This window comes from Nitrospira moscoviensis, from assembly GCF_001273775.1.
Lineage (GTDB): Bacteria > Nitrospirota > Nitrospiria > Nitrospirales > Nitrospiraceae > Nitrospira_D > Nitrospira_D moscoviensis.
This window is the reverse complement of sequence record NZ_CP011801.1, coordinates 3,755,674-3,780,362: the sequence shown is the minus strand read 5'-3', so window position 1 is coordinate 3,780,362 and position 24,689 is coordinate 3,755,674. Positions and strand designations below refer to the sequence as shown.

21 protein-coding genes are annotated in these 24,689 nt (G+C 62.2%); 20 read left to right on the top strand and 1 reads right to left on the bottom strand.

Annotated features, from left to right (window positions below; all coding sequences use genetic code 11):
- Nucleotides 1-28 precede the first annotated feature (28 nt).
- The 17 genes from NITMOv2_RS18400 (at nucleotide 29) to NITMOv2_RS18320 (ending at nucleotide 16,593) form a co-directional block, all read left to right on the top strand.
- Complete coding sequence (locus NITMOv2_RS18400) at nucleotides 29-2,422, top strand: sigma-54-dependent Fis family transcriptional regulator (RefSeq protein ID WP_083448180.1); 2,394 nt, start codon at nucleotides 29-31, stop codon at nucleotides 2,420-2,422.
- A gap of 249 nt (nucleotides 2,423-2,671) precedes the next feature.
- Complete coding sequence (locus NITMOv2_RS18395; RefSeq protein WP_053381257.1) at nucleotides 2,672-2,941, top strand: STAS domain-containing protein; 270 nt, start codon at nucleotides 2,672-2,674, stop codon at nucleotides 2,939-2,941.
- On the top strand, nucleotides 2,938-3,663 hold the full coding sequence (locus NITMOv2_RS18390) for an RNA polymerase sigma factor (RefSeq protein WP_202967261.1): 726 nt from the start codon (nucleotides 2,938-2,940) through the stop codon (nucleotides 3,661-3,663). Before NITMOv2_RS18395 ends, NITMOv2_RS18390 begins: the two co-directional genes overlap by 4 nt.
- 53 nt (nucleotides 3,664-3,716) lie before the next feature.
- Entirely contained in the window at nucleotides 3,717-3,998 is a 282-nt protein-coding gene (locus tag NITMOv2_RS18385) for a zf-HC2 domain-containing protein (protein WP_053381256.1), read from the top strand.
- 71 nt (nucleotides 3,999-4,069) lie between these two features.
- Nucleotides 4,070-4,336, top strand: a complete 267-nt coding sequence (locus NITMOv2_RS18380; RefSeq protein WP_053381255.1) for a zf-HC2 domain-containing protein — start codon at nucleotides 4,070-4,072, stop codon at nucleotides 4,334-4,336.
- Between the two features lie 71 nt (nucleotides 4,337-4,407).
- Nucleotides 4,408-5,064, top strand: a complete 657-nt coding sequence (locus NITMOv2_RS18375) for an alternative oxidase (protein ID WP_187299263.1) — start codon at nucleotides 4,408-4,410, stop codon at nucleotides 5,062-5,064.
- 20 nt (nucleotides 5,065-5,084) lie between these two features.
- Nucleotides 5,085-6,188, top strand: coding sequence for a glucose 1-dehydrogenase (locus NITMOv2_RS18370; RefSeq protein ID WP_053381253.1), 1,104 nt, complete (start codon nucleotides 5,085-5,087; stop codon nucleotides 6,186-6,188).
- A gap of 15 nt (nucleotides 6,189-6,203) precedes the next feature.
- Complete coding sequence (locus tag NITMOv2_RS18365) at nucleotides 6,204-6,668, top strand: YHS domain-containing (seleno)protein (RefSeq protein ID WP_053381252.1); 465 nt, start codon at nucleotides 6,204-6,206, stop codon at nucleotides 6,666-6,668.
- A 200-nt stretch (nucleotides 6,669-6,868) separates the two neighbouring features.
- Nucleotides 6,869-7,150, top strand: a complete 282-nt coding sequence (locus NITMOv2_RS18360; protein ID WP_053381251.1) for a type II toxin-antitoxin system Phd/YefM family antitoxin — start codon at nucleotides 6,869-6,871, stop codon at nucleotides 7,148-7,150.
- Nucleotides 7,151-7,450, top strand: coding sequence for a type II toxin-antitoxin system RelE family toxin (locus NITMOv2_RS18355; protein ID WP_053381250.1), 300 nt, complete (start codon nucleotides 7,151-7,153; stop codon nucleotides 7,448-7,450). It begins immediately after the preceding gene.
- Between the two features lie 142 nt (nucleotides 7,451-7,592).
- Nucleotides 7,593-8,501 (top strand): cytochrome b/b6 domain-containing protein, encoded by a 909-nt coding sequence (locus NITMOv2_RS18350; protein WP_083448179.1) that lies wholly within the window; start codon nucleotides 7,593-7,595, stop codon nucleotides 8,499-8,501.
- The gene (locus NITMOv2_RS18345; protein ID WP_053381249.1) at nucleotides 8,498-9,268 is read left to right on the top strand and encodes a molybdopterin-dependent oxidoreductase; all 771 of its coding nucleotides are present in this window, start codon (nucleotides 8,498-8,500) and stop codon (nucleotides 9,266-9,268) included. The genes NITMOv2_RS18350 and NITMOv2_RS18345 overlap by 4 nt, the downstream gene beginning before the upstream one ends.
- Before the next feature lie 16 nt (nucleotides 9,269-9,284).
- Nucleotides 9,285-10,505: a hypothetical protein gene (locus NITMOv2_RS18340; RefSeq protein ID WP_145976422.1), complete on the top strand. Its 1,221-nt coding sequence runs from the start codon at nucleotides 9,285-9,287 to the stop codon at nucleotides 10,503-10,505.
- A gap of 635 nt (nucleotides 10,506-11,140) precedes the next feature.
- Nucleotides 11,141-12,514, top strand: a complete 1,374-nt coding sequence (locus tag NITMOv2_RS18335) for a sigma-54-dependent transcriptional regulator (protein WP_053382150.1) — start codon at nucleotides 11,141-11,143, stop codon at nucleotides 12,512-12,514.
- Nucleotides 12,515-12,543: 29 nt separating this feature from the next.
- Nucleotides 12,544-14,457 carry a PAS domain-containing sensor histidine kinase gene (locus NITMOv2_RS18330; protein WP_053381247.1) on the top strand — a complete coding sequence of 638 codons (1,914 nt, stop codon included), beginning with the start codon at nucleotides 12,544-12,546 and terminating at the stop codon, nucleotides 14,455-14,457.
- Nucleotides 14,458-14,707: 250 nt separating this feature from the next.
- On the top strand, nucleotides 14,708-15,082 hold the full coding sequence (locus NITMOv2_RS18325) for a response regulator transcription factor (protein WP_053381246.1): 375 nt from the start codon (nucleotides 14,708-14,710) through the stop codon (nucleotides 15,080-15,082).
- Nucleotides 15,083-15,195: 113 nt separating this feature from the next.
- Entirely contained in the window at nucleotides 15,196-16,593 is a 1,398-nt protein-coding gene (locus NITMOv2_RS18320) for a sigma-54 interaction domain-containing protein (protein ID WP_053381245.1), read from the top strand.
- Between the two features lie 6 nt (nucleotides 16,594-16,599).
- Here the strand turns inward: NITMOv2_RS18320 and NITMOv2_RS18315 are convergent, their stop codons facing one another.
- Nucleotides 16,600-17,142 (bottom strand): hypothetical protein, encoded by a 543-nt coding sequence (locus NITMOv2_RS18315; protein WP_053381244.1) that lies wholly within the window; start codon nucleotides 17,140-17,142, stop codon nucleotides 16,600-16,602.
- A gap of 538 nt (nucleotides 17,143-17,680) precedes the next feature.
- Here NITMOv2_RS18315 and NITMOv2_RS18310 point away from each other — a divergent pair.
- From NITMOv2_RS18310 to NITMOv2_RS18300, 3 genes are all read left to right on the top strand, one after another.
- Nucleotides 17,681-22,621 (top strand): cupredoxin domain-containing protein, encoded by a 4,941-nt coding sequence (locus tag NITMOv2_RS18310; protein ID WP_053381243.1) that lies wholly within the window; start codon nucleotides 17,681-17,683, stop codon nucleotides 22,619-22,621.
- A 163-nt stretch (nucleotides 22,622-22,784) separates the two neighbouring features.
- Nucleotides 22,785-23,714 (top strand): carboxypeptidase regulatory-like domain-containing protein, encoded by a 930-nt coding sequence (locus NITMOv2_RS18305; protein WP_053381242.1) that lies wholly within the window; start codon nucleotides 22,785-22,787, stop codon nucleotides 23,712-23,714.
- A 35-nt stretch (nucleotides 23,715-23,749) separates the two neighbouring features.
- Nucleotides 23,750-24,667 carry a formylglycine-generating enzyme family protein gene (locus NITMOv2_RS18300; protein ID WP_083448178.1) on the top strand — a complete coding sequence of 306 codons (918 nt, stop codon included), beginning with the start codon at nucleotides 23,750-23,752 and terminating at the stop codon, nucleotides 24,665-24,667.
- Nucleotides 24,668-24,689: the final 22 nt, after the last annotated feature.

The following is a 24,689-nucleotide window of genomic DNA, read 5'->3' as shown; positions in this document are numbered from 1 at the left end:
CCTAGGCCGGCCTCGACGAAAGGCATGCATGGGACAGGACGCCGCCTCACCGGGCGATCAGCACGACGCCCCGCAAGCCCGCCGACAAGCCGATGAATTCCTCCGCGCGCTGGTGAAGGGCACGATCTCGTCGACCGGCGGGGACTTTCTGCGCGAGCTGGTCAAGCAAGTCTCGGCCGCGCTCGGTATTCGCTACGCCTTTGTCGGCTTCCTCCTTCCCGGCGCCCGCATCCGCACGCTCGCGTTCTGGAACGGCGACGGGTATGTCGATCCGATGGAATACGATCTGGAAGGCACGCCCTGTACCAACGTGATCGCCGGCGAAACCTGCCACTATGCGCAAGGCGTCCAAACGCTGTTCCCCCGCGACAGTGAGCTGGTGACGCTCGGGGTGACGAGTTACCTGGCCGTTCCGCTGAAAGATCCCCGCGGCACGGTGCTGGGGCATCTGGCGGCGATGGACACCAAGCCCATGCTGCTCGCGCCGGAGGAGATCGAGGTGTTCCAGCTGTTCGGCGAGCGCGCCGGCGTCGAGATCTATCGGCAGGTCATGGAGCGCTCGCTCAAGGAGCGTGAGACGACGCTGCGCGCCATCTCGGAGGGCACGGCTCCCGCAGTAGGACCGGATTTTTTCCGGTTGCTCGTCAAGAACCTGGCGACCGCGCTGTCCGTGACCTATGCCTTCGTCTCCGAGTTTTGCGTGGACCGTACGAGGGTGCGCACGCTGGCCTTCTGGGCCGGCGACCGTTTCGAGGACAATTTCGACTACGCGATCGCCGGCACGCCGTGCGAGAAGGTGCTGGCCGGAGAGCTCTACCATTGCGCCGACGGGGTGGCGGACCGTTTTCCTCACCACAAGCGGGAGCTCGAAGAACTCGGCGTGCGGAGCTATCTGGCGATTCCGGTCACCAGCGCGGGCGGAGGGGTGTTGGGTCATCTGGCCGTCATGGACACCAAGCGGATGGAGTTCGAGCAGCTCGACCATTCGGTCTTCAAAATTTTCGGGGCCCGAGCCGGTGCCGAGCTGGAACGCATGCATATGGAGGCCCGCTTACGGGAGAACGAGGAGCGGTTGCGTGATCTGTTCGAGGAAGCGCCGATCGCCTACGTGCACGAAGGGATCGATACGCGCTTCATCCGTGCGAACAAGACCGCCATGAAGAGCCTCGGCATTACACCGGACGAGATCGACGGCACCTACGGGCGGACGTTCATTCCTGATACGCCCGAGGCTCAGCGGCGTTTGAAGGAGGCGCTTGCGTCCATCGGCAAGGGCATCGATACGAGCGGGGTGATCCTCGAACTGCGGAGAAAGGACAACGGCAAACCGCTCTGGATCAAGTGGTGGTCCCGCCCCGATCCGAGCGGAGCCTACACCCGCACGATGTTTCTCGACATCACGGAGCAGGTGTTGATGGAGCAGGAGAAGGCCCGGCTGGAGGCTGCGAACCTGTATCTCCAGGAAGAGATCAAGACGGTCCACAATTTCGAGGAGATCATCGGCACCTCGCCGGCGATCAAGAAAGTCCTGCAGGCCGTCGAGAAAGTCGCGGCGACGGACGCCACGGTCCTCGTCACCGGCGAAACCGGCACCGGCAAGGAACTGATCGCGCGGGCTATCCACAATCTGAGCACCAGGAAGGACGGCGTGCTGGTCAAAGTGAACTGCGCGGCCATCCCGGCGGGTTTGATCGAGAGCGAGCTGTTCGGACATGAAAAAGGCGCCTTCACCGGTGCGCTGGCCCGCAAGGTTGGCCGCTTCGAATTGGCGGACAAGGCCACGATCTTTCTGGACGAAGTCGGTGAAATTCCGCTGGAGCTGCAGACCAAGCTGTTGCGCGTGTTGCAGGAAGGCGAGTTCGAGCGGCTGGGCAGCACGAGGACGTTAAAGGTCAATGTGCGCGTCATCGCTGCGACCAACCGCGATCTCGAGAAGGAAGTGCGTGAAGGCCGGTTCCGCTCGGATCTGTATTACCGGCTCAACGTGTTTCCGATCCGCTCGCCGGCGCTCCGCGACCGGGTGCAGGACATTCCGTTACTGGTCTCCTACTTCGTGAAGAAGTTCTCCACCGCGATGGGCAAGAAGATCGAATCCGTCCCCGCCAAAGCGATGGAGTCGTTGAAGAGCTACGGCTGGCCCGGGAACATCCGCGAGCTCGAGCACGTGATCGAGCGCGCCGTCATCCTCAGTCAGGGGCCGGCGCTCGAGCTCGGCGACTGGATGCCGAAAAGCGCCACTGCGTCCGGCGCCGGCCCGCCTGCGACGCTAGAGGAGATGGAGCGCGCACACATCATCCACGTGCTCATCCAGACTAACTGGCGCGTCAGCGGCGAGAAGGGCGCCGCGAGAATCCTCGGACTCAACCCCACCACCCTCGAAGCCCGCATGAAGAAGCTTGGCATTCAGAGGCCCCTGACGTGAAGACGGCCTCTTCGCGCACTCTCCTTCCATAAGCTGTACCCGCAGTCCTTTATCCCAATATGTTGGGACCGTCCCAATATATTGGGAACGGCTTCTGTGATTCCGCCTCCTTTCGGCTCGCCTCTTTCCTCCCGAACGTGCTGAAACTGCTTCAGTCTCCAGCGCTTGCCTCGACGTCACCGCGCCGCGTCGCGCATGGCACTGCCGTTGCTGATAGGTCAGGCATCACGCAAACGAGAGGGGCACCGGATGTTGAAGATCACGAAGCTGGAAGAAACGCAATCGACCGTCGTGCTGAAGCTGGAAGGCAAAGTGACGGACCAATGGGCGGCCTTGTTGGAGGGCGAGTGCCGGGCGTTCCTGCGCCATGGGAAGCGGCTGCTGTTGGATTGCGCCGCGGTCAGTTTTCTGGATGCACGGGCAGTCGAGGTCTTGAGAAACCTGCCTCTCCACGAAGTCACCCTTATCGGCGCTCCAGACTTTGTGACGGAGTTGCTGCAGACAGGAGGTCGGTCATGAGTTCAGTTGCCACGTCGTATACGGAATCCATGGGACGCCGCGCCGCACCCAGTGCGGTCGAGTCGCAGGCCGCCAAGCCGGGTCTGGCCCCGGGCGACGACGCGTTGCTCGCCCGGCTGCAGGCCGGCGAGGAAGGCGCGTTCGACGAATTGGTGAACCGGCATCACGGCGCGCTGATTCGGATGGCGATGGGCCATGTGGCCAGCCGGGAGGCGGCGGAAGAAGTCGTTCAGGACACCTGGATGGCGGTGATTGAGGGGCTCGCGCGTTTCGAGGGCCGCTCCTCGTTGCGGACATGGATTTTCGGGATTCTGATTCACAAGGCCAAGGATCGGGGTATCCGCGAGAAGCGCCACACGACCTTCTCGGCGTATGACTCCTGCGACGACGGTGAGGAAGCGATCGACCCGTCGAGGTTCCAGCAGTCCGGCGAATGGGCCGGCCATTGGGCGTTCCCGCCGCAGCCCTGGGACGACCAGACGCCGGAAAAGCTGCTGGCGTCGCATCAGGCCGTCACGGCGATGAACAAGGCGATCGAGGCCTTGCCCCCTACGTTGAAGAACGTGCTGATTATGCGCGACATCGAAGGCATGGCCTCCGAAGAGGTCTGCGTGTTGCTCAAGATCACCGAAACCAACTTGTACGTCCCCCTCCATCGGGCAAGGGAGCGGGTTCGCCAAGCCGTGGAAGCCTATCTTGAGGGGCGAACGCAGGCGGTGTAAGAAAGCATGGTGGAGGCCGACATACTGGCAACAACCCAGGAGCCAAGGACTTCATGCCTCACGATCAGCCCGAACCGGCTGCCGGCGAGATTACCTGCCGGGAAGTGGCCGCGTGGACCTCGGCGTACATCGATCAACATCTGGATGACGCCGCGAAAGTCCGCATGGCGCTGCATCTGGCGGCCTGCGCCGGCTGCGACGCCTATGTGAGACAAATCGCCGCCGTTCGCGATCTGCTGCCATTGTTGCCGGGAGTCGGGGCAGAGCCGGCGCAGCGCGACCGATTACGGCAGGCGTTCGCCGCGAGCCAGAAGCGCCCGCCTACCGAGACCTGAGCGCCCGTCATCCTGTAAGAACGATTCCTGTGAGAAGACCGACAGGTGACGCCGTCTTCGGAGGGTCCTCCATGAAAGACCACCCGTCCACCTGGATTGTCAGCGGGCTCACCTGCCGGGAGGTTGCTGCGGGGGCGTCCGATTATCTGGAGGGACGTGTCCCGATCCCGACCGATCTTCGCATCGCCTTGCACGTGGCCTCGTGCGCCGGTTGCCGCGCCTACTTCACGCACCTCGCGCTCGTCCGGAAAGTCCTGACGCAGCTGCCGCCCATGTATCCATCACCCATCGATCGACTCCGCTTGCGCCGGCGCTTCGCTGCGCATTCAGCTCAGTGAGCCGTCCGTCGTGATCGCTGTAAGAGGCGGAGACTCAGTCCGACTACAGGACCATGCACGAGTCGGCGACCATGACCATGTTGAGCGCGGAAGAGTTGCGGATCGAGCAGGCGAAGACGCTGGCCGCGCCGGAGCCGCGCTACGGCCTCTTGGCCACGATGCTCTTTGCCGTCATGGATCTGCTCTACGGCCGCGCCCGGAGCTGGAGCAAGTTCAAAGTGCTGGAAGTGATCGCCCGTGTGCCGTATCAAGCGTGGGAGCATGTCGCGTATATCGCCATTACCCAGCACTACGAACACGAGGACTTCGCCAGGCGCGTCTTCGATCGGGTGCGCGAGAGCCGCCGCCAGCAGGACAACGAACAGTGGCATCTGCTGATTCTTGAAGAATGGATCCACCGGCACAACATTGCCGAAAGCTTTCTCCTGCATCGGGTGGCGCCCCAAGTCATCGCCTTCTTCTATTACCAGATGAGCTGGGTGCTCTATGTCGTGAAGCCGGAATGGAGCTACCGGCTCAACGTCGATTTCGAAACCCATGCGGAGCACGAATATATGCTGTTCGCCCGCGAGCATCCCGAGTTGGAGCAGGTCCCGTTCGAGAGCCTGTTCAGGAAGGACTACGGCGACTTCGCCACGATGGCCGACGTCGTCCGCCAGATCGGCTACGACGAGCGGGTGCACAAGCACGAAAGCCTGGCGAAGCTGGGAATGGCCCGGTTCGCCTGACCGGAGGAGGGAGACACACCATGAAAGCCGTCGCAGTCATTCCCGGAAAGCCCGACTCCATTCACTTGGGTGAATTGCCCAAGCCGTCGGTTCACGAGATTCCGAACGGACGGGGCGTGCTGGTCCAAGTCCTGCGCGTCGGGCTGGACGGCACGGATAAGGAAATCAACGCCGCCGAGTACGGGCAGGCGCCGCCGGGATATGACTTTCTGGTCATCGGCCATGAGTGTGTCGGGCGGGTGGTGGAAGTCGGCCCCAACGTCACGGAATTTGCCGCGGGCGACTACGTCGTGCCGACGGTCCGCCGGCCCGGCGGAAGCTTTTACGACCAGGTCGGCCAATACGACATGACGTTGGAGGACACGTATTACGAGCGCGGCATCAATCTTCGTCACGGCTATCTCACCGAACTCTTTGTCGACGATCCCGAATATCTGGTGAAGATTCCGAGAGGCCTCAAAGACGTCGCCGTGTTGCTCGAGCCCACTTCGATCATTGAGAAAGGCATCATCCAGGCCTACGAGGCCCAGCGTCGGTTCAAGATCTGGCGGCCGAAGAAAGCGGCGGTCTTGGGCGCCGGCACGGTGGGACTCCTGGCGGCGCTCTCGCTGAAAATGAAGGGCCTCGACGTGACCAGTTTCGGCAAACAGACCGGTCCGTCCCGCAATCTCGATCTGCTTGCCCATCTAGGCGTCCGCTACATCTCGACCGATGACCTGTCCATCAGAGAAGCGGCCAAACGCTATGGCCCGTTCGATCTGATGTTCGAAGCCACCGGCTATTCGCCGGTCGTCTTCGAAGCGATGGAGTCGCTCGGCAAGAACGGCGTGCTGGTCCTCGCCAGCGTGACGGGTGGGGACCGGCAACATCCCATCCCCGCGGACAAAATCAACTTGGATTTCGTGCTCGGCAATAAGCTCGTCGTCGGCACGGTGAACGCCAACCGCGAATACTTCGAAGCGGGCGTGTACGACTTCGCCAGAGCCCAACTCGAATTCCCCGGCTGGCTCCCGAAGCTGCTGACCCATCCGGTCAACGGACTGGAACGCTATCAAGAGATGATGCGGACGCTGACGATGGAGAAGAGCGCGATCAAAGTGTATGTGAATGTGGCGTACGACTGATGTCTGTTGGAGGTCATGATGAAGCATCATCGAGTGCTGGCGTGTGCCGTGATGCTGCTCTCCGTTGCGTTGGCATCACCGACTTTTGCCGGTGAGGTTTTTGAGAAGGATGGGATCGCGATCAACGGCTATGACACGGTGGCGTACTTCACTGAGATGAAAGCGGTCAAAGGGCTCGGCCACTATCGCGCGGAGTACAAAGGGGCCGTGTTTCTGTTTGCGTCTGCAGCGAATCGGGATGCCTTTCTTGAGCACCCGGAGAAATTCGCCCCGCAGTACGGCGGCTTCTGTGCCTACGGCATGGCGAAGGGATACAAAGCGGCCACTGATCCGGCCGCTTTCACCGTCGTCGGCGACAAGCTGTATCTGAACTACAACGGGACGGTTCGCGCCCTGTGGGTGCTCGATATCCCGAGTTATGTGAAGAAGGCCGATCAGCACTGGCCTGAAGTCCGCCACAGTTTCCACGTCACCTATTAGCACCTCCCTGTCGTCCTTGTAAGAAACCACCGGCCAAGGGACCGGATGTCCGGAGCGACCTTGGTCAGACTGGAGGAATGCCGATCACACAAGCGTTCACGGACTCATGTCAGAAGAGGTCTTTTGCTTCGATGGAACTTGCGGCAAGGTCTCCAGAGCTGCTATTGTCTGTACAACTGCAATGCACATGGAGCACTAGCATGAGCGCGACAAACTTGCTGCGAAAGGCGAAACCAGTCAATGTGCGGGAAGCGCAGGCGCAGCTATCCAAGCTGATCCGCTCGAAATCGCCTTCGATGGTCCTTTCACATGGGAAGCCTGTCTCGTTTCTCGTGCCGTACGAGGATATGCTGGACCTGCTGGAAACGCTCGACGACCTTAAGAATACCAAGCTACTCGGGGAAATCGAGCGTGCACGGGCCGAGTATGCGCAGGGGAAGGCGGTGCCCGCTGAACGACTCTTCAAGAAGATGGGACTCTAGTTGGCGTACGAGCTGGTCTTCCCCAGTGAACGGGTCGAACGCGAGTTTCAGCGATCTCTCACCAAGATTCCCGCCGACTACAGAGAAGCCATCGTCAATGCCGTCCGAGCGCTCGCGGCGAATCCGAAGCCCGAAGGCAAGCGTGTGAAGAAGCTCACGGGTCAGCTCATCGTCTCCCACTTCACCGCTGAATATCGTGTGCGCGTCGGACCCTACCGTGTGCTCTACGATATCGATAAGCCGCAAAAAAAGGTCATTCTCCTGAAGCTCGCCAAACGCGACGAACAGACCTACAAGTAACACTCCGCATCCGATTCCAACGAAGTTGTCTGTCCCTCCTACTTCTCACGAGTCTATTGCTCTCTCTCCATCGAGCTTCGTAAGAAAGCACCGGTGGAGCAGACAGATCTCCAGAAGCTTCGCCATTAACCGGAGGATAGCTATGGCACAAGCGACCGAAATCGCGTCCCCATCAGTGGAAAGGTCGCATAAGGCTGAGCGGGCATCTTCTCTCGCCGTGCCGCTCAATCCAGCGCCTCCTGTCGTTGCTGCACAAGCCGAACGTGTCTATCGCCATCGGCTCCCGGTCCGTATCGGTCACTGGTTGAACGTCGTCTGCCTCTTCATTTTGATCGGCAGCGGGTTGCAGATCTTCAACGCCCATCCGGCGCTCTATTGGGGCGACCGGTCGGATCGCGACAGGCCGTTGCTCTCGATCCGTCCGGTGAGGGCGGACAACGGTGATGTGCGAGGTGTGACAACGATACTCGGCCGTGAGTTCGATACGACGGGCGTCCTTGGTTACTCAGATGGCGTGGGTCGCGCTTTCCCGGCCTGGGCCACGATTCCGAGCGCCCGTTGGCTCGCCATGGGACGGCAGTGGCATCTCTTCTTCGCCTGGCTGTTCGTGATCAATGGGGTGATCTTCGCGGCGTACGGAATCGTCAGCCGGCATTTCAAGAGGGATCTGTTGCCCACCGGTCAAGATCTGAAAAAAATTCCCCAGGCGGTGAAGGATCACATCGTCCTCCGCCACCCGAATGGAGAGAAGGCGACGCGCTACAACGTGCTGCAAAAACTCGCCTACATGAGCGTCATCTTCGGTCTGGCACCGCTCATCGTGCTGACCGGGCTTACCATGTCGCCGACCATCGACACCGCGTTCCCCTGGCTCTTGACCATGTTCGGCGGCAGACAGGCGGCGCGCACCATTCACTTCATTGCATGTGTCTCATTCGTCGGATTCATCGTGGTCCATGTCTCACAGGTCATCCTGACGGGGTTCTTCAACAACATCCGGTCGATGGTCACGGGATATGTCGCCGTGAAGCACGAAGGGGTGCAACCATGAAGCATGAGCCGGCCATGAAGCGGCGGGCATTCTTGAAAGGCGCCATGGGCGCCGCGAGTGTCGTCGGGCTCGCTGGCTGCGACACTTTGACGCAGAGCAGTTGGTTCCCCGGCCTGCTGAACAAAGCGGAGACGCTGACGGAACTGGTCCAGCGGGCGGTCACCCCGCCCGCTGCCCTGGCCAAGGAATACGGCCAGGCGGATATTTCACCTGTATTTCCGGCCAACGGCAATACCGATCCGGGCACTCGGGACTACCACGAGAAGGCACGGAACGACTTTGCCGACTGGACCGTGATGATCGACGGTCTCGTGGCGACTCCGATGGCCTTCTCGCTCGCCGCGATCAAAGAGATGCCGGCGCGCACGCAGATCACCCGGCACGATTGCGTGGAAGGTTGGAGCGCCATCGGCCAGTGGACCGGGGCGCCGCTGGGCGACCTGCTGCGCAAGGTCCAACCGCTGCACAATGCCAGATACGCGGTCTTCCATTGTGCCGACGTGGATGATGAAGGGGTGGCGTATTACGAGAGCATGGCGGTGGCCGATTGCTATCATCCGCAAACGCTGCTCGCCTATGAGCTGAACGGCAGACCGCTGGATATTGCGCACGGTGCGCCGCTGCGCCTGCGCTTCGAACGGCAGCTCGGCTACAAGCAGGCCAAGTACGTGGAGCGAATCGAGTTGGTCGAATCATTGACCGGCATCGGCGGAGGCAAAGGCGGCTACTGGGAAGATCAGGGGTATGAATGGTACGCCGGGATTTAATCGTGAAGCGTGAAACGTGAAGCGTGATGCGTGTCGAGCGATTCTGGCGGCGGTCCTCGGAACAAGCAGTCTCTCCGGCTGTCTCTCTCCCATTGCCATGCATCGGGCGGTGATCGAATACGATCGCACGGTGAGTTATGTGGAGGCGGATCTCCTGCTGTTGAACATCGCGCGAGCACGGCATCATCGGCCCGTGCACTTCACCGCCGTGTCGAGCGTGGCGGCGACATTCGACTTTCGCACCAGCGCGGGGATTCGAGGCGGGCTCGGGTCAGCGACGGATGCGGTCGATCGGCCGATCAACCTCGAATATGGCGTCAGCGTCGCGGAGAACCCGACGATCACGATCGTGCCGATCACCGGCGAAGAGTTCACCAAGCGTGTATTGCGGCCGCTGGACGAAGACAAGTTCGAGTTCCTCGTGCATCAAGGCTACGACATCAATATGGTGCTGAGGCTCATGGCGCGCGGCATGGCGATCGAGACGGAAGAGGGCCCGCGAGTGTTGTTCAATCAGCCGTCGCAGGGCGACGGGTTCGTCGAATTCCGGCAGCGTCTGTTGCAGCTCGCGAGTTTGGACGAGCAGCGGCAGCTCCATATCGGCCCGGTCCTGTTTGAGGAATCGCAAGCGGTCCGGACGAATCGCGCGCCGAATCCCGACGAAGTGGTGGCGGCGCTCGAAAAGGGGTTTCGCTGGGAAGCGGACGGCGAGGGGAAGGTCCATACGGTCCGGCGGAAGGCGGTGGGGCGGCTGCTCATCGCCAACTACGATCCGAATCGCTTGCCCAATGAGGAGCGGCGGCGTCTGCACGAGGAGGCGCAACGGTATCCGCCGGATTACATCCTGGTGGATGTCAGACCGGGATTCCCCGGCGGAGAGTTTCCGCTGCGCGGATCGATCCTGCTCCGTAGCTTGAACGCGATCCTCGGATTCGTCGCCCGCAGTATCGATGAAGAGCCGGAGAGCCTCGTACCGCCGGATCCTCGCACGAAGATGGCCGGCATCCGCAACCCGGCGAAGACGCTCGAGATCGAAGAATCGGCGTCCCCGCCGGATGGGTACGAGTTTTCCGTCCAGTTCGACGGGCGCTACTATTCGATCAGAAAATTTCCGGTGAGCCAAGGCATGGTGCCGAGCTGGAACCAGGAGGCCTTCGCGGTGCTGTCGAATCTCTTCCAGATGACGGTAACCGACTTGACGAGGTATCCGACGCCGGCCATCGCGATTGCCAAATAGGGATCGCTCCAGTACAGCCAGTGCCTGTCGGCACAGCTCCTACCTCCGTTCCTACCTCCGTCGAACAGGACCTCCCAGAACGGGGCGGCCGGCCTGTACGAGATCACGGTGACGGTACGGTAGGACGAGGCTCAGCTCATCCCCAAGACGATTAGCCCGAAAAGGCCAATCATGACCCAGAGAAGTTCTCGGTCTCCACATCGGTTCAGCCAGTTCCACACGGTCGTGCTCCTTCCGCCCACCTTATAGAACAGCTCAAATCAGCAAGGCGTGTACCGTCATCATCCACGACGAAAATTCCAGCACTTACGTCGTTGCAAGCCAGAAAATCGAGCGATCCCGCACACGTCGCACTGTGCGGGAAAAGTGGGTGAAGCAGCACCGTCGAGCCGCCGAGACCGGGCAGGAATGGAGCAGGTGCCTGGTGAGCACTGGCTTGAGGATGAGCAACGGGTGGAGTCCTATCTTGTATCTTGGACAGTTCGTTTGGTCCCTCCCTTGCAGAACTATCTTCGATTCTCACAACAAAGTTCGCTTTTGACGACTTCCGCGCCAGTCTGCTTCTGGCGCTGTCCCATTTTGGGGCAGAGGCTCTTGACCAGCAGCTGCGGGAAGACTAGCCTGGGGTCATGCGGATGAAGGAAGACTGGGGCGCCATCCTCGTGGTCGACGACGATGCCGACATGCGCGAGCTCGTGCACGACATGCTGAAAGACCGCGGGCATCAGGTGACCACGGCCGGGAGCGGGCCGGAAGCGCTGAAACTCATGGGGGAAGAAGACTACGCCGCCGTCCTCACCGATCTTCGGATGAAAGGGATGCAGGGGCTCGAGCTGCTCGGTGAGATCAAGCGGGCCTATCCCGATGTGGGAGTGATCCTCATGACGGCGTTCGGGTCCGTCGAAACGGCCGTGGAGGCGATGAAGCACGGAGCCAGCGATTATCTGACGAAGCCGGTGAAGAAGGAAGAGCTCGTGCGCGTCGCCGAGCGGGTCATCCGCGAAACCGCGCTCCGGCGGGAGGTGGGCCGGTTACGCCGGGAGGTGCATAAGGAGTACAGCTTCCATCAGATTCTCGGCAAGAGCAAAGCCATGCAAGCCGTGTTCGATCTGATCCGCCGCGTGGCCGACAGCCCGACCAACGTGCTGATCACCGGCGAAAGCGGCACGGGCAAGGAACTGGTCGCCAAGGCCATCCATTATAATAGCGATCGCAAAGACGCGCCCTTCGTGCCGGTGAACTGCGCCGCCATTCCGGAGCCGCTGCTCGAAAGCGAGCTGTTCGGCCATATGCGGGGCTCCTTCACCGACGCCAAGATGGACAAGCGCGGCTTGTTCGAGGAGGCGCAAAAGGGCACGCTCTTTCTCGACGAGATCAGCGAGCTGCCCGTGATGCTCCAGGCCAAGATTCTCCGTGCCATCCAAGAAAAAGAAATCCGGCGGGTCGGCGCGAACAAACCCGTCGCCGTGGATGTCCGCATCATTGCCGCCACCAATCTGAATCTGGCCGAAGAGGTGAAAGCCAAGCGGTTCCGCGACGACTTGTACTATCGCCTGAACGTCATCGAGTTGAAGCTGCCGCCGCTGCGGGAGCGCCGCGAAGACATCCCCCTGCTGGTCGAGGCGTTTCTGCAGAAGTGCGCCGCGGCCCGCGGCAAGCAGGTGAAGGGGGTCAGCGAGGCGGCGTTGGCCATGCTGATGGATTATGGGTGGCCGGGGAACGTCCGCGAGCTGGAAAATATCATCGAACGGGCCGTGACGCTGAGCCGCGGCGAGAAAATTGTCCCGGAAGATCTGCCCCCCGCCATTGAAGGCTCGCGCGGCGATCGCCGCGTGCTGGACGAAGCGGCGGAGCGAACGCTCCCGCTCGAAGCGGTGGAACGGGAGTACATCCTCAAGATCCTCGAGAAGATGGGCGGCAACAAATATCAAGCGGCCCACGCGCTCGGCATCGATCGCAAGACCCTGTACCGCAAGCTCGGCGAGATCGAAGAAGACAAGTCGCACTAGCCCGCGCCGTTCTCCGCGCCTCGAGCACCGTGAGTCTATCCGAGAAGCAACAGATTCTCGTCCAAGCGGGACCGGTGGTCGCCCTGACGGCGGCTGTCTTCCTCATCGACGTCTTCACGCCGCTCGGCTGGGCCGATTGGCTGCTCTACTTCATTCCCCTCGTCCTCACGCTCCGCTCGTCCTCGCCCCGCGCTCCCTATCACTTCGCCGCCGTCGTGACGCTGCTCATGGCGCTGGGCGGCTCGCTGTCGCCCACCGACATCCATCCCGGGGTCGCGCTGCTCAATCGCCTGCTCGGTATTGGCGTGATGTGGGTCTTCACCTGGCTGACCGTTCGGCAGAAGCAGGCGCAGGCGCTGCTGGCCGGCGCGGAGACCGCCCGCTCGCAAGCCGAGGCGCACCGGGCCGCCGCCGTCGCGGCCCGGGAGCTGGCGGAGGCCAGCGCGCTCGGGGCGCTGCACCGCGAGTCGCAGACCGCGCGCGAATTGCTCCTCAGCACGTTGCGGCTCGACGGCATCATCCAGTCCGCAATGGACGCCATCATCACCGTCGATGAAGGGCAGCGTATCCTATTGTTCAATGAGTCGGCCGAGCGCATGTTCCGGTGTCCCGCGAAGGAGGCTCTCGGCCAGCCGTTGGACAAGCTCATCCCCGCCCGCTTTCGGGAGGCCCACCGGGATCATGTCCAGGGGTTCGGACGGTCGGGCGTGACGAGCCGGCGGATGGGGGAATTGGGTACGGTCACGGGGCTCCGGCGCGACGGAGAAGAATTTCCCGTGGAAGCGGCGATTTCCCACATTACGGTGGAGGGTAAGAAATTCTACACGGTCATCCTGCGCGACCTGACGGAGCGCAAACGGGCGGAGCGGCTCATGCGCCAGAGCGAGGAGCGATACCGGCGGTTGATCGCCGTCTCACCCGTCGCCATTTTCGTCGATCGGGCCGATCGCATCATCTTCATCAACGACGCCGGGCTTCGCCTGTTCGGCGCGGTGAAGGCCGATGAGATCCTGGGCAAGTCGCCCCTTGAGCTGTTTCATCCCGGCTGCCGTACGGCGATGAAAGAACGGATCCGCCAGCTCTTGGAAGGGCGACCGGACGTTCCCGCGGCGGAAGAACAAATCGTGAAGCTGGACGGCTCGATCGCCGATGTCGAGGTGGACGCGGCGCGCTTCGTCGATGAAGAGGGGCCGGCCATCGTCGCGATGATCCAGGACGTGAGCGAGCGCAAACGGCTCGAAGAGCAGCTCCGCAAGACCGAGCGCATCGCGGAGCTCGGCACGGTCGCCTCGGGCATGGCCCATGAAATCGGCACGCCGATGAACGTGATCCTCGGGCGGGCCGAATATCTGCTGGAGCGGGTGAAGGAAGAACCGGTCAAGAAGGGGCTCCAAACGATCATCGCGCAGGTCGAACGGATTACCAAAGTCATGAATCAGCTCCTGTCCTTTGCCCGTCGGCGGGCGCCGGAGCGGCGCCCGCTGGATCTCAAAGACGTGGTGGACGCCAGTGTCGAGATCTTCCAGGAACGTTTGGCCCGCAACCGGATACGCGTGGACACGGCCGTGGACCCCGCCTGCCCTTGGGCCCATGCGGACGCCGACCAGATGAATCAGGTGCTCATCAACCTCATCATGAACGCCGTCCATGCGATGCCGGAGGGCGGCCGGCTCCGTATCGGCCTGCAGCCGGCCGGCGGCATGGTCCGGCTCACCGTCTCGGACACCGGGCACGGCATGCCGCCCGACGTGGCCGCCCACATCTTCGATCCGTTCTTTACGACCAAGGAGTTCGGCAAAGGCACCGGCCTGGGGTTGACGGTCGTGAAGGGCATCCTGGAAGAGCACGGCGGGTCGATCTCGGTCGAGAGCGAAGTGGGCAAAGGCACGACGTTCACGGTGTTGCTGCCGCAAAGCGAGAAGCCGATGGCCGACAGCAGATAGCAAGAATCTGGACGAGCGAGAAACGGCGTCAACTCTTTCCTGGGGGCATACGCCGCCAGCCATCAGCTCTCAGTCACCCCCTGTGGCATCTCGCGCCAGGCACAATCCCGATGACTGGGGTCTTTCTCGCCAGCACGGACTCCATAAAGCGACCGCGTAGCGGAAACCGTCGAAAAACGACGCCGGACAGTCCGCCGGGCATGGCACCTGGCTTGCTCCCCTCGGTGCAGGGACGGGAGGACGTCACGTTGTGAGCTGGAAGAGACCGACGGTGCTGGTCGTCGAGGACGACGAAGAGATGCGGAATCTGCTGTTTGAGGAACTGTGGAACGAAGGGTACCAGTTGCGGGAGGCCCGGGACGGCGATGAAGCGTTTATGGCCATGCTGCAGTCCATGCCGGACTTGATCATCACCGATCTGCGCATGCCGTCCGGCGGCCTCGAGTACGTGAGCCGGTTGAGGATGTTCGCTCCGCATTGCCCGATCATCGTCATGAGCGCGTTTGCCGACGAACGGGCAAAGGCGGACGCGACGAGAGCGGGTGCGACGGCGTTCGTCAATAAGCCGGTGCATCTGTCGGAGCTCAAAGGGCGGGTGAAAGCGTTGCTGCCTGTCAAACAGTAAGAAAGGGCCGAGTGTCGGGCATGAAAGAAGGGCCGAGTTAGAGAGGGCCGAGCGCTGAGTAACAACTCCGGACTCGGTCCTCGGCCCTTTCCCGCTCGGTGCTAAGGAGAGAGATGGCCGGATCTCAATCAGACAGCACCACTGGTGTCTTCAGCGATCCCATCCTCGCCGCCAGGGTAGAAGCCATCAAGCAGCTGGCCGGCGGCCTCTCCGACCGCGTCGCGGTGATGGACCGGACCCTCAACGTCGTGTATGCCAACGAGACCGCCTGGACGACGCGCCACGAGCTTCCCGTGCACCAGGCGAAGTGCTATGAGGCCTTCGCGCGGCAGAGCGATCCCTGCGGCACCTGTCCGGCGGTCAAGGTGTTCGATGCGCCGGAGGTGCAATCCGTGTCCTGTGCCGCCGAAGGAAACGGGACGGCCTGCGGCATGCACCAGGCTTTTCCGCTGATCGGACAAGACGGGCGGGTGGCGTCCGTGCTGGTGCTCTTCAAGCCGTCGCGGGATGCCGCCCGCCATCCGGACGCCGGCGAATCGTCGCGGGCGGATCAGGCGGCGTCGCGGGAACGGTTGGGGGGGATCCTCGGACGGAGCGCGCCGATGCGGCAATTGTTTGAGATGGTGCGGTTGGTGGCTGACAGTCAGGCGACGGTCTTGATTCATGGCGAGAGCGGCACGGGAAAGGAGCTGGTTGCCAAGACCATTCACCGGTTGAGCGATCGGCGGGAGAAGCCGTTCGTGGTCGTGGATTGCGGCTCGCTGCCCGAAACGTTGCTCGAAAGCGAGTTGTTCGGCCACATGAAAGGCGCGTTCACCGGCGCCACGGTTCAGAAGCGCGGGCTGTTCGAAGAAGCGGACGGGGGCACGATCTTTCTCGACGAAATCGCGGATACGACCGCGACGTTTCAAGCCAAGCTGTTGCGGGCCCTGCAGGAAGGCGAGATCAAGCGGGTCGGCGGCACGCAGCCGATCAAGATCGACGTGCGGGTCATTTCAGCGACCAACAAGGATCTGTGCGAACTGGTCAAAGCCCGGACGTTCCGCCAAGACCTCTACTATCGCTTGGCCGTCCTGCCGATCCATCTGCCGCCGTTGCGCGAGCGGAAGGACGACATCCCCTTGCTGGTCCGCCAGTTTGTGGCGGATTCCTGTGCGCGGCATCGCCAGCCGACACGGCAGGTGTCCGAGGAAGTGCTGCATGCGCTCAGCGAAGCGGACTGGCCGGGGAACGTGCGGGAGCTGCAGCACTACATCGAGCGGGCCGTCGTCACCACGACGGGTGAGTGGCTGACCTGTGCGGATAAGCTTCCGACCAGGGGGTCGCCGAGCGCCGACAGCGATCTGCGATCCGTCGGCCGCAGCGCCGCCAAGGAGGCGGAGCGGGCGCGTATCATCCAAGCCTTGGGGCAGACATCGGGCAATCGGGTGCGCGCCGCCAAGCTGCTCAAAATCAGCCGGGCAAGTTTGTATCTCAAGCTGCGGGAGTATCAGATAAAGGAAACGGACTGAGCCGGGTCAATTGATGGGGCGGTAGTGCAGCGGCAGTTCGAACATCAGCGGGGACACCTGCCGGAGCTTCACGTTTTTGTACTCGATAATCCAGGAGCCGTCCTTCCTCGCCAGCCTCAGCGGTAGGTGGATGTCTTCCGCCCACCATTCGTAATAGACGACGTCCTGATCGCCTTTGCGGGCCGTGACCAGGGAGACGGTGGTCGGATGTCCGTCCAGCACTTCCGTGCCGATGCGGACGCGGGCCGTAATCCGTCCCAGCTCTTGCTGGCAGCTCGGTTTCGAGGCGGGATCCAAGAGGACGGTGGCGAACTGCTTGACGCGGGCGAGCAGCAGCCACATTACCCCCTTGTCTTTTCTCACGATCGTCACCTCGACGGACCGCTGATCGTTGTGCTCGACGCGCCACATGTCGTCGCGGCAATAGAGGCTGGCTCGATGGACGCGGCCGTCGATGTTGGTGAGCTGGTCGGCGACGAACTCGATACTCTGAGCGGCGCCCGGGAGAAGGATCAGCGCGCCGGTGAGCAACCACACTCCTTGAGCCATCCGACACCTCATCGTACCCATTCATCAAAGCAGACGAAGGAACGCGGTCGGCACTGGGAGTTGCCCTATTTCGACTCACTCCTCCGCTATCGTCGTCCAATTACTTAGACAGTGCAAACAATTGATAAAAAAGGGAACAGTTCCAACGCTAGGGAATTCTGTCCAATGCCTCGAAAAAATACGGGGTGGCCCTCTGTACGATTCCTGCGCCGCTCCAACGCAGGAACGCCTGTATTGGCGGGTCAATTCTCGTTCGACGTGCTCCCTGCAGGGAGGCGGCATACGTATTGCGCTGGTAAGGGGCCGCTGGTGGGGGTCTGGGTGATTTTGGACCGGCCTCCGAATGACCCAACTCCTTCGCAAGAAGGAACCCCTCACCAGCTCTTATGTGATTCCAGGCCGTGAAGCGTGAAGCGTCGTTCGTGAAGCGTACGGAACCTCGGCAGTCTTCGACCACGAGATGCGCCTCACGAGATACGAACGACGAGTCTATTAACCATCCGCCGATCATGGCGGGCATAACCGAGGAGGCCGTTCTATGAGGTCTTTTCTTTTTCAACCCAGACGCAAGCGGCGGCGCACGAGCGCGGCGCTGATGCTGCAAAGCGTCCTGCTGGCCGGCGGTCTGGTGGCGACACCGGGACTGTTCGCTGCGAGCCCGGCCGAGCAGTCGCATAGCGGACATGCGACGCCGGTAGCGATGCCGGGCTGGACTCAGCAGCTCAAGGGCCAGACGGTGGTGGAAAACGCCATCGAAGGCCGCGCGGGCAACGCCGAGAAGATGGAGCTGCAGCACCATCGGCTCATGCAGAAGCTGGAGCAGCAGGCGCAGAAGGACGCGCAGGCGCAGCAGACATCCGGCGCGTTCAACAACATGTCGATGATGCACCAGTACATGGGGCAGGACGGATCCAGCTTCCTGCTCATGACCGATGCCGGCAAGGGCGAGCCGGTGTCGTTGTCCGGCGGCAAGTGCCCGGCCAACGCCCCCGTGAAGCAGTATGACGTCTCGATGATCAACATCGAGATCACGCTGAACCGCTGGCTCGACTACTATCCCGGGTACATGTACGTCCTGACGCAGGACTTGGACAAAGCCCGGGCGGAAGAAGCGAAGAACAAGGCGAGCCGTGAGAAGGACGGCTACGATCCCGGCGCCGTCACGACCGGCCTGCAGGGCGACGTGATCCAACCCCTCGTCCTCCGCGCGAATCAGGGCGACTGCGTCAAGATGACGCTGCGCAATCAGATGGAGAGCGAGGACGGCAGCCTGTTCATCCAAGCCTCCAGCATGATCGTGAGCGCGACCGGCAAGCCGGCCACGACGACGAACCCCGATTCCATCGTGGCGCCGGGCAAGTCGCAGGCGTTCGAGTGGTACATCCATCCGCACATGCAGGAAGGCGTGCGTCAATTCCACTCCTACAGCCACGACCGCGAATTGACCGTCCTGGGTCTGTTCGGCGCCTTTATCGTCGAGCCGAAGGGCTCGAAATACGTCGATTCGATCGGCACCGGGCCGGATAAGGAAGTGAAGAGCGGCTGGCAGGTGAACATCGACAACGGATGGGGACCGGACTTCCGTGAGTTCGTCCTGTTCTATCACGAGATCGGCGACGAAGCCTTCCGCCCGTTGAACAAGAAGGGCGACTTCTTGCCGCAGCGCGATCCGTTGACGGACGCCTACCGTCCGGGCGGCCGGGCGATCAACTATCGCAGCGAGCCGTTCGGCATCGACCAGATGCACCTGCAGCATGAGTATTTCGGCTTCGAAGACGAGTCCATGGCCTACAGCGCCTACACGTTCGGCGACACGCCCACCACGATCGCCCGCGGCTATCTCGGCGATCCGGTGAAGTGGCGGGTGGTCCACGGCGGGTCGGAAGTCTTCCATAGCCACCATCCGCACAGCGGCACGATCCGGTGGCAGCGGAGCCCGGGCACCGAGCCCAACAACATGTGGGCGATGGGTCAGGACGGGCCGGTGAAGTATCCGGTCGTTCGGACCAAGTCCGACCGGGTGGACGTGGAAGTGATCGGACCGTCCGAAGCGTTGGACCTCGAGCCCGAGTGCGGCGGCGGCGGCTGCCAGCACCTGGCGGGCGAATTCCTCTATCACTGCCACGTCGCGCATCATTATGTGGCGGGGATGTGGGGTTATGGCCGCTTCTACAACACGTTGCAAGTCGGCGCCGGTCACACCGACACGATGCCGGACTTGCAGGAATTGCCGGACCGGAAGGGCCGCATGAAGCTCGGCGTGTCCTCCGACAAGCTGATCGGCACGACCGTCGATTGGTTCGGCAAGGCCTTCAAGATCGTGGACAAGAGCCAGAAGACGAACTGGAAATCCGATCCGGTGATCGTGAGCGTCAAAGATTGGGTCGAAATGTTCGTGCCGGCTCAGGGCCAACCGGGTCACACCAACGACGAGAAGGGCCAGATCCTGGCCTATGACGCGACGGTGTGGGACTGGAAATGGGACGGCAACATCGCCCGCGGCGAGCGGGAGAGCACGGCCCAGAATCCCAAGTATCCGGCCGCGGCCAAGTGGGACGACGGCACCAGACCGGCCATTCTCTTCGACCCGACGACGGGCAAGATGGCGTGGCCGTTGCTGAAGCCGCACTTCGGCAAGCGCAATCCGTTCTCGGCGAACCACAGCGGCGCGCCCTGGCTGGAGCCGATCCACCAGGATGCGAACGGCGAACGGACCTCCGAACCGGCCAAGCCGGGCGAGCAGGGCCGCTGGAGCCTGTGTCCTGAGAACGCCAATCAGAAGTTCTACAACCTGCACTTCGTCCGCATGCCGATCACCCTCGCCAAGAAGCAGGGCAAGGAACCGGCCATCGTGGACAAGGACGGCCTGATCTACGTGCTCCACGAAGAGGAGCGCCTGACCAGAGCCAACGACGACCTCAAGCTTCCGGCGGTCATCCGCGCCAACGTGTATGACTGCGTGGACTTGGTCCTCACCAGCGAGTGGGACGACGACGACTACACCAACTTCCAGTCGTCCAAGATCAACATCCATCCCCATTTCTTCCAATTCGACACGGGGAATTCGGACGGTGTGATCTCCGGGTTCGAGTACGAAATGTCGGTGCGCCCCTTCACCATGTGGGGCAAGCCGAACAAGCACGGGTTGCCCGCTCCGATGGTCGCCAAGATCGTCGGCGGCGCGAAAGCTGGCGCCAGCAGCATCAAGATCCAAATGGCGCCCGGCGCGACCAAGTTCCACGTGAACAGCGAAGTCATGGTCGGCATGGATTGCCTGGAGAAGGGCCACGACCCGGCGGCGTCGCTGCCGCGGGACAAGAGCTGCTCCGAAGTCGCCCGCATCAAGGAGATCAAGGGCGACGAGGTGATGTTCTTCAAGCCGCTGAAGCACAACCATCCGGCGAACGACCTGGTGTCGCCGGAGTTCGTCCGCTATCGGTGGTGGGTGGACGTCGATATGGGGACCGTGTTCTGGCATGACCACGCGTTCGGCGCGACGACCTGGCCGCACGGCGGGTTCGGGGTGACGATCGTGGAGCCGTTCGGGTCCACCTATCACGACCCGAAGAACGGCAAGCTGGTGTACAGCGGTCCGATCGCGGACATTCACTCGAATGAGCCGATCGGCGCCGGCGTGAGCGGCAGCTTCCGTGAGTTGATGGTCTCCATCCACGACACGGTGCCGCACACGGTCAACGTCATCGAAGCCGGCAATCCTCCGGGACAGCCGATCGAAGTGGCGTTGGAAGCGGGTAAGACGGTGTCGTTCCAGATGCCCGAGAAGATCTTGAACGCGCCGAACAAGTACATCAACGGCGGCACGCACACGACCGGCAGCGGCTTCAACTTCCGCGCGGAACCGTTTGCGCAGCGCCTCTCGAACAATCCGGATACGTCCAAGCTGTTCAGCAGCGCGATCCATGGAGACCCCGACACGCCTCTCTTGCGGGCGTACACGGGCGACACCATGGTGTTCCGCCTGTTGCACCAGCTGATGAACGAGTCGCACGTCTGGACGATCGCCGGCCACACCTTCCTCACGGAGCGGTATGCGGCGGACGCCAATCGGAAGTACTCGATCCACGTCGGGATCGCCGAGCGGTATGACCTCGTCACCAAGGCGGGCGGCTTCCAGGGCATGCCGGGCGACTACATCCACTTCAACGGACGGAGCTCGCACTTCGCCGAAGGCGGATGGGGCATCGTGCGCGTGCTCGACAAGCAAGTGCCGGATCTGATGCCGCTGCCCAAAGGCACCAATCCGCTGGGCATCCCGGCCACGCCGAGCGGCGTGTGTCCGGCCGACGCGCCGGTGAAGAGCTTCAACGTCGTGGCGTTGGACCGCCCGATGAAGCTCAATCCGAAGGCGCCGGATGCGATCGAAGTGGACTTCGAGCGGAAGATCGAAATGACCGTGCCGGAAGGCAAGATCTTCGCGCTGGAAGAGGAAGCCACCACGGTGGCGGGCAACGTGATGCCGAATCCGCTCACGCTGCGCGTCAACGTGGGTGATTGTGTGAAAGTGAACCTCAAGAACAAGATGAAAGCCAGCCGCGCCTCGTTCTTCGCGCCGGGCTTGGCTTTCGATCCGAAGGACAGCCAGGGCCTGAACGTCGGCAACAACGGCGGCGATCAGACCATCGGCCCGGGCGAGAGCCGCGGCTACACCTACTACGCGCATCCCTCCAACAAGGAGACGACGTCGTTGGTGTGGGACGGCGGCAACATCGTCGTCAATCCGCGCAACGGATTGTACGGGGCCGTCATCGTCGGGCCCCGCGGGTCGCAGTATCGCGATCCGGTGACGGGCGCCGACATTTCGCAGAAGAACTCCTGGCGGGCGGACGTCATCGTGGACGCGAGCCTGCCGGAGAACGTGGGCAAGCGGAACTATCGTGACGTGGCCCTCTTCTTCCAAGATGAGGACAACATCATCGGGACCGCCTTCATGCCCTACGTGCAGAACGTGGCCGGTTTGACGTCGGTGAACTACCGCGCCGAACCGTACAAGTTCCGTGAAGAGCAAGGCTGCTCGCTGGGCAAGATCTTCCAGCCGTGCGCGGTGGACAAGCCCGAAGATCCGGTCACGCCTCTGATCGAGGCCCATGCCGGTGACGCGGTGCGGATCCACGTGATCGGCGCCAACAGCGAGCAAAACGGGATGTTCGGGATCGAGGGCCATGAATGGCCGATCGAGCCCTACATGCCGGGTGCCGACATGATCAGCGTCGTGGAGTACGCCGGGTCCGAGACCCTGGATGTCTTCCTCCGCGGCGGTGCGGGCGGACCGTACCGCCAGGTGGGCGACTTCGTGTGGTCGAACCAACGGCTGCCCTACACGCAGTCGGGACAGTGGGGCTACCTCCGGGTGTTGCCGGCCGGCGACACGCGGATCCAACCGCTGGGCGCGCCGGGTGTCGGCGCCAAGCGGGCGGAGACGGAGCCCGCCGTTCAGGCCATTCCAACCGCCATGAAGTAAGCGGGTCGGACATGGCGTCGTAACCGATGGGGGAGCTGCCGGCAACACGTAGCTCCCCCATCGCGTTTCTGGTAGGTTGAGGCGGAGGTCGAGGCTGAGAGCAAGATCCAGAGTCGCGGTCTCGACCTAAACCTTAACCTTTTAAGAGGCCGGAGGAAGGACGATGGTCAAACAGATTGCAGCGGCCGGAGTGATGCTCGTAAGCCTCAGTGCGCCAGTCTATGCCTATGAAGAAATCGCGGTGTCGGATGGAGGCACCATCACGGGCACCGTGAAGCTGGAGGGAGCGGTTCCCAAACCCAAGGGCTACAACCTGACGACCTTGCCCGATCCATTCTATTGCGGGCGCATTTCCGATGGGCAAGGCTGGCGCATTCTGCAGCCGTTCAACGTGGGGCCGGCGGGCGAGTTTCGCGAGGTGGTCGTCTATCTGGAGGGAGTGGAAAAGGGAAAACCCTTCGAGGACGGCGGTGTGCCTCAGATCGAAGCGAAAGACTGCCTGTTCCTGCCGTTTACGACCGTGGTGCGGGACGATCAATCGGTGACGGTGGTCAACATGGATCCCGTCATGCACGACATTCAAGCCTACGAAACGTCTCACTTGGGCGCCCGCGTCTTGTTCAACGTCCCGCTGCCGATGAACCCCCAGCATCCGCGGAACTTTAAGGATCGCAGCGATGCTGCAATGTATCACCGGCACATGGCCGGCGCGCCGATGAAGCAGCTGGTCAACCTCAGCAAGGGGCGGCGCATCTTCGTCATGCAGTGCGGCTTCCATGCCTACATGGAAAGCTGGGGCGTCGCGGTGATGAATCCCTATTTCGCGAAGACGGACGAGCAGGGCCGGTTCACCATCACCGATGTGCCGCCGGGTACCTATAAGTTGGTCGTCTGGCATCCCTACGTCCGGACGCCGGTCGAGCAGACCGTCACCGTCGGTCCGAAGAGCACCGTAGAGGCCAAAGTGGTCGTTCCGGCTCCGACGGGGCGGCTGTACGCCAACGAAGTGCTGGATCACGACTACGTTCGGTACAACGTGACGGAGGAAGCGAAGAAAGAAATCGAGCCGATGATCCACAAGCAGGAACGGTGAGCGGCGCTGATGCAGTGAAAAATGCCAAATGTAAAATGAAAAAACCTGTTTCATTTTTAATTTTGAATTTTGCATTCGCGGCTTCGCTGGCGCTGGCCAACCACGAGTCATCGAAGCAGCCGCCCTTGTGGACGCCGCTGGACGGGCCGGAGCGGATGGCGGCGATGGAGACGCCTGGCGGGATGGTCGCGGTGCCGGCGGGGTGGTTTCTGATGGGCAGCGATCCCAAAGCGGATCGCGCGGCGGGCCCGCAAGAATTGCCGCAGCACAAGGTCTACGTGGACGCGTTCGAGATCGACAAGTACGAGGTGTCGAACGTGGACTACCTGCGATTCGTCCTTGCGGCGGGCGTGGACTGGCCCAAGTTCTGGCGGGAGAGCCCGTTCCCGGAAAAAGCGGCGCTGCATCCGGTCATCAACGTCACGTGGCGCGAAGCCGACGCCTATTGCCGGTGGGCGGGCAAGCGCCTGCCGACCGAAGCGGAATGGGAGAAGGCGGCGCGGGGCGAAGACGGGCGCGTGTTCCCGTGGGGCAACGAGCCGGCCGGCTGGATCAAAAGCAACATCGCGCATTCCGGATCAAAGCGCGGGTTCAGGTACCCCCCGCTGGCGAACATCGATCGCTATGACAAGGGCGTGAGCCCCTACGGCGTGCACCAGATGGCGGGCAATGTGAGCGAGTGGGTGTCCGATTGGTTCGATCCTGAGTATTACCGCCGCGGCCACGACAGGAATCCGCCGGGACCGGAGACGGGCGAGCTGAAAGTCTTCCGCGGAGGCTCGTGGAACGAGGATCCGGAGGTGGCCCGTTCGGCCGGCCGCAACGGCGGGGAGCCCGACCGGCGAAGCTATTTGACGGGATTTCGTTGCGCGCGGTCGGAGAAAAACGTTACTGGTCATCTGTCAATAGTCAAAGGTGAAGAGATCCCTCCTAGACAACCATTGACCCAATGACCATTGACCGATGACTTCTGTC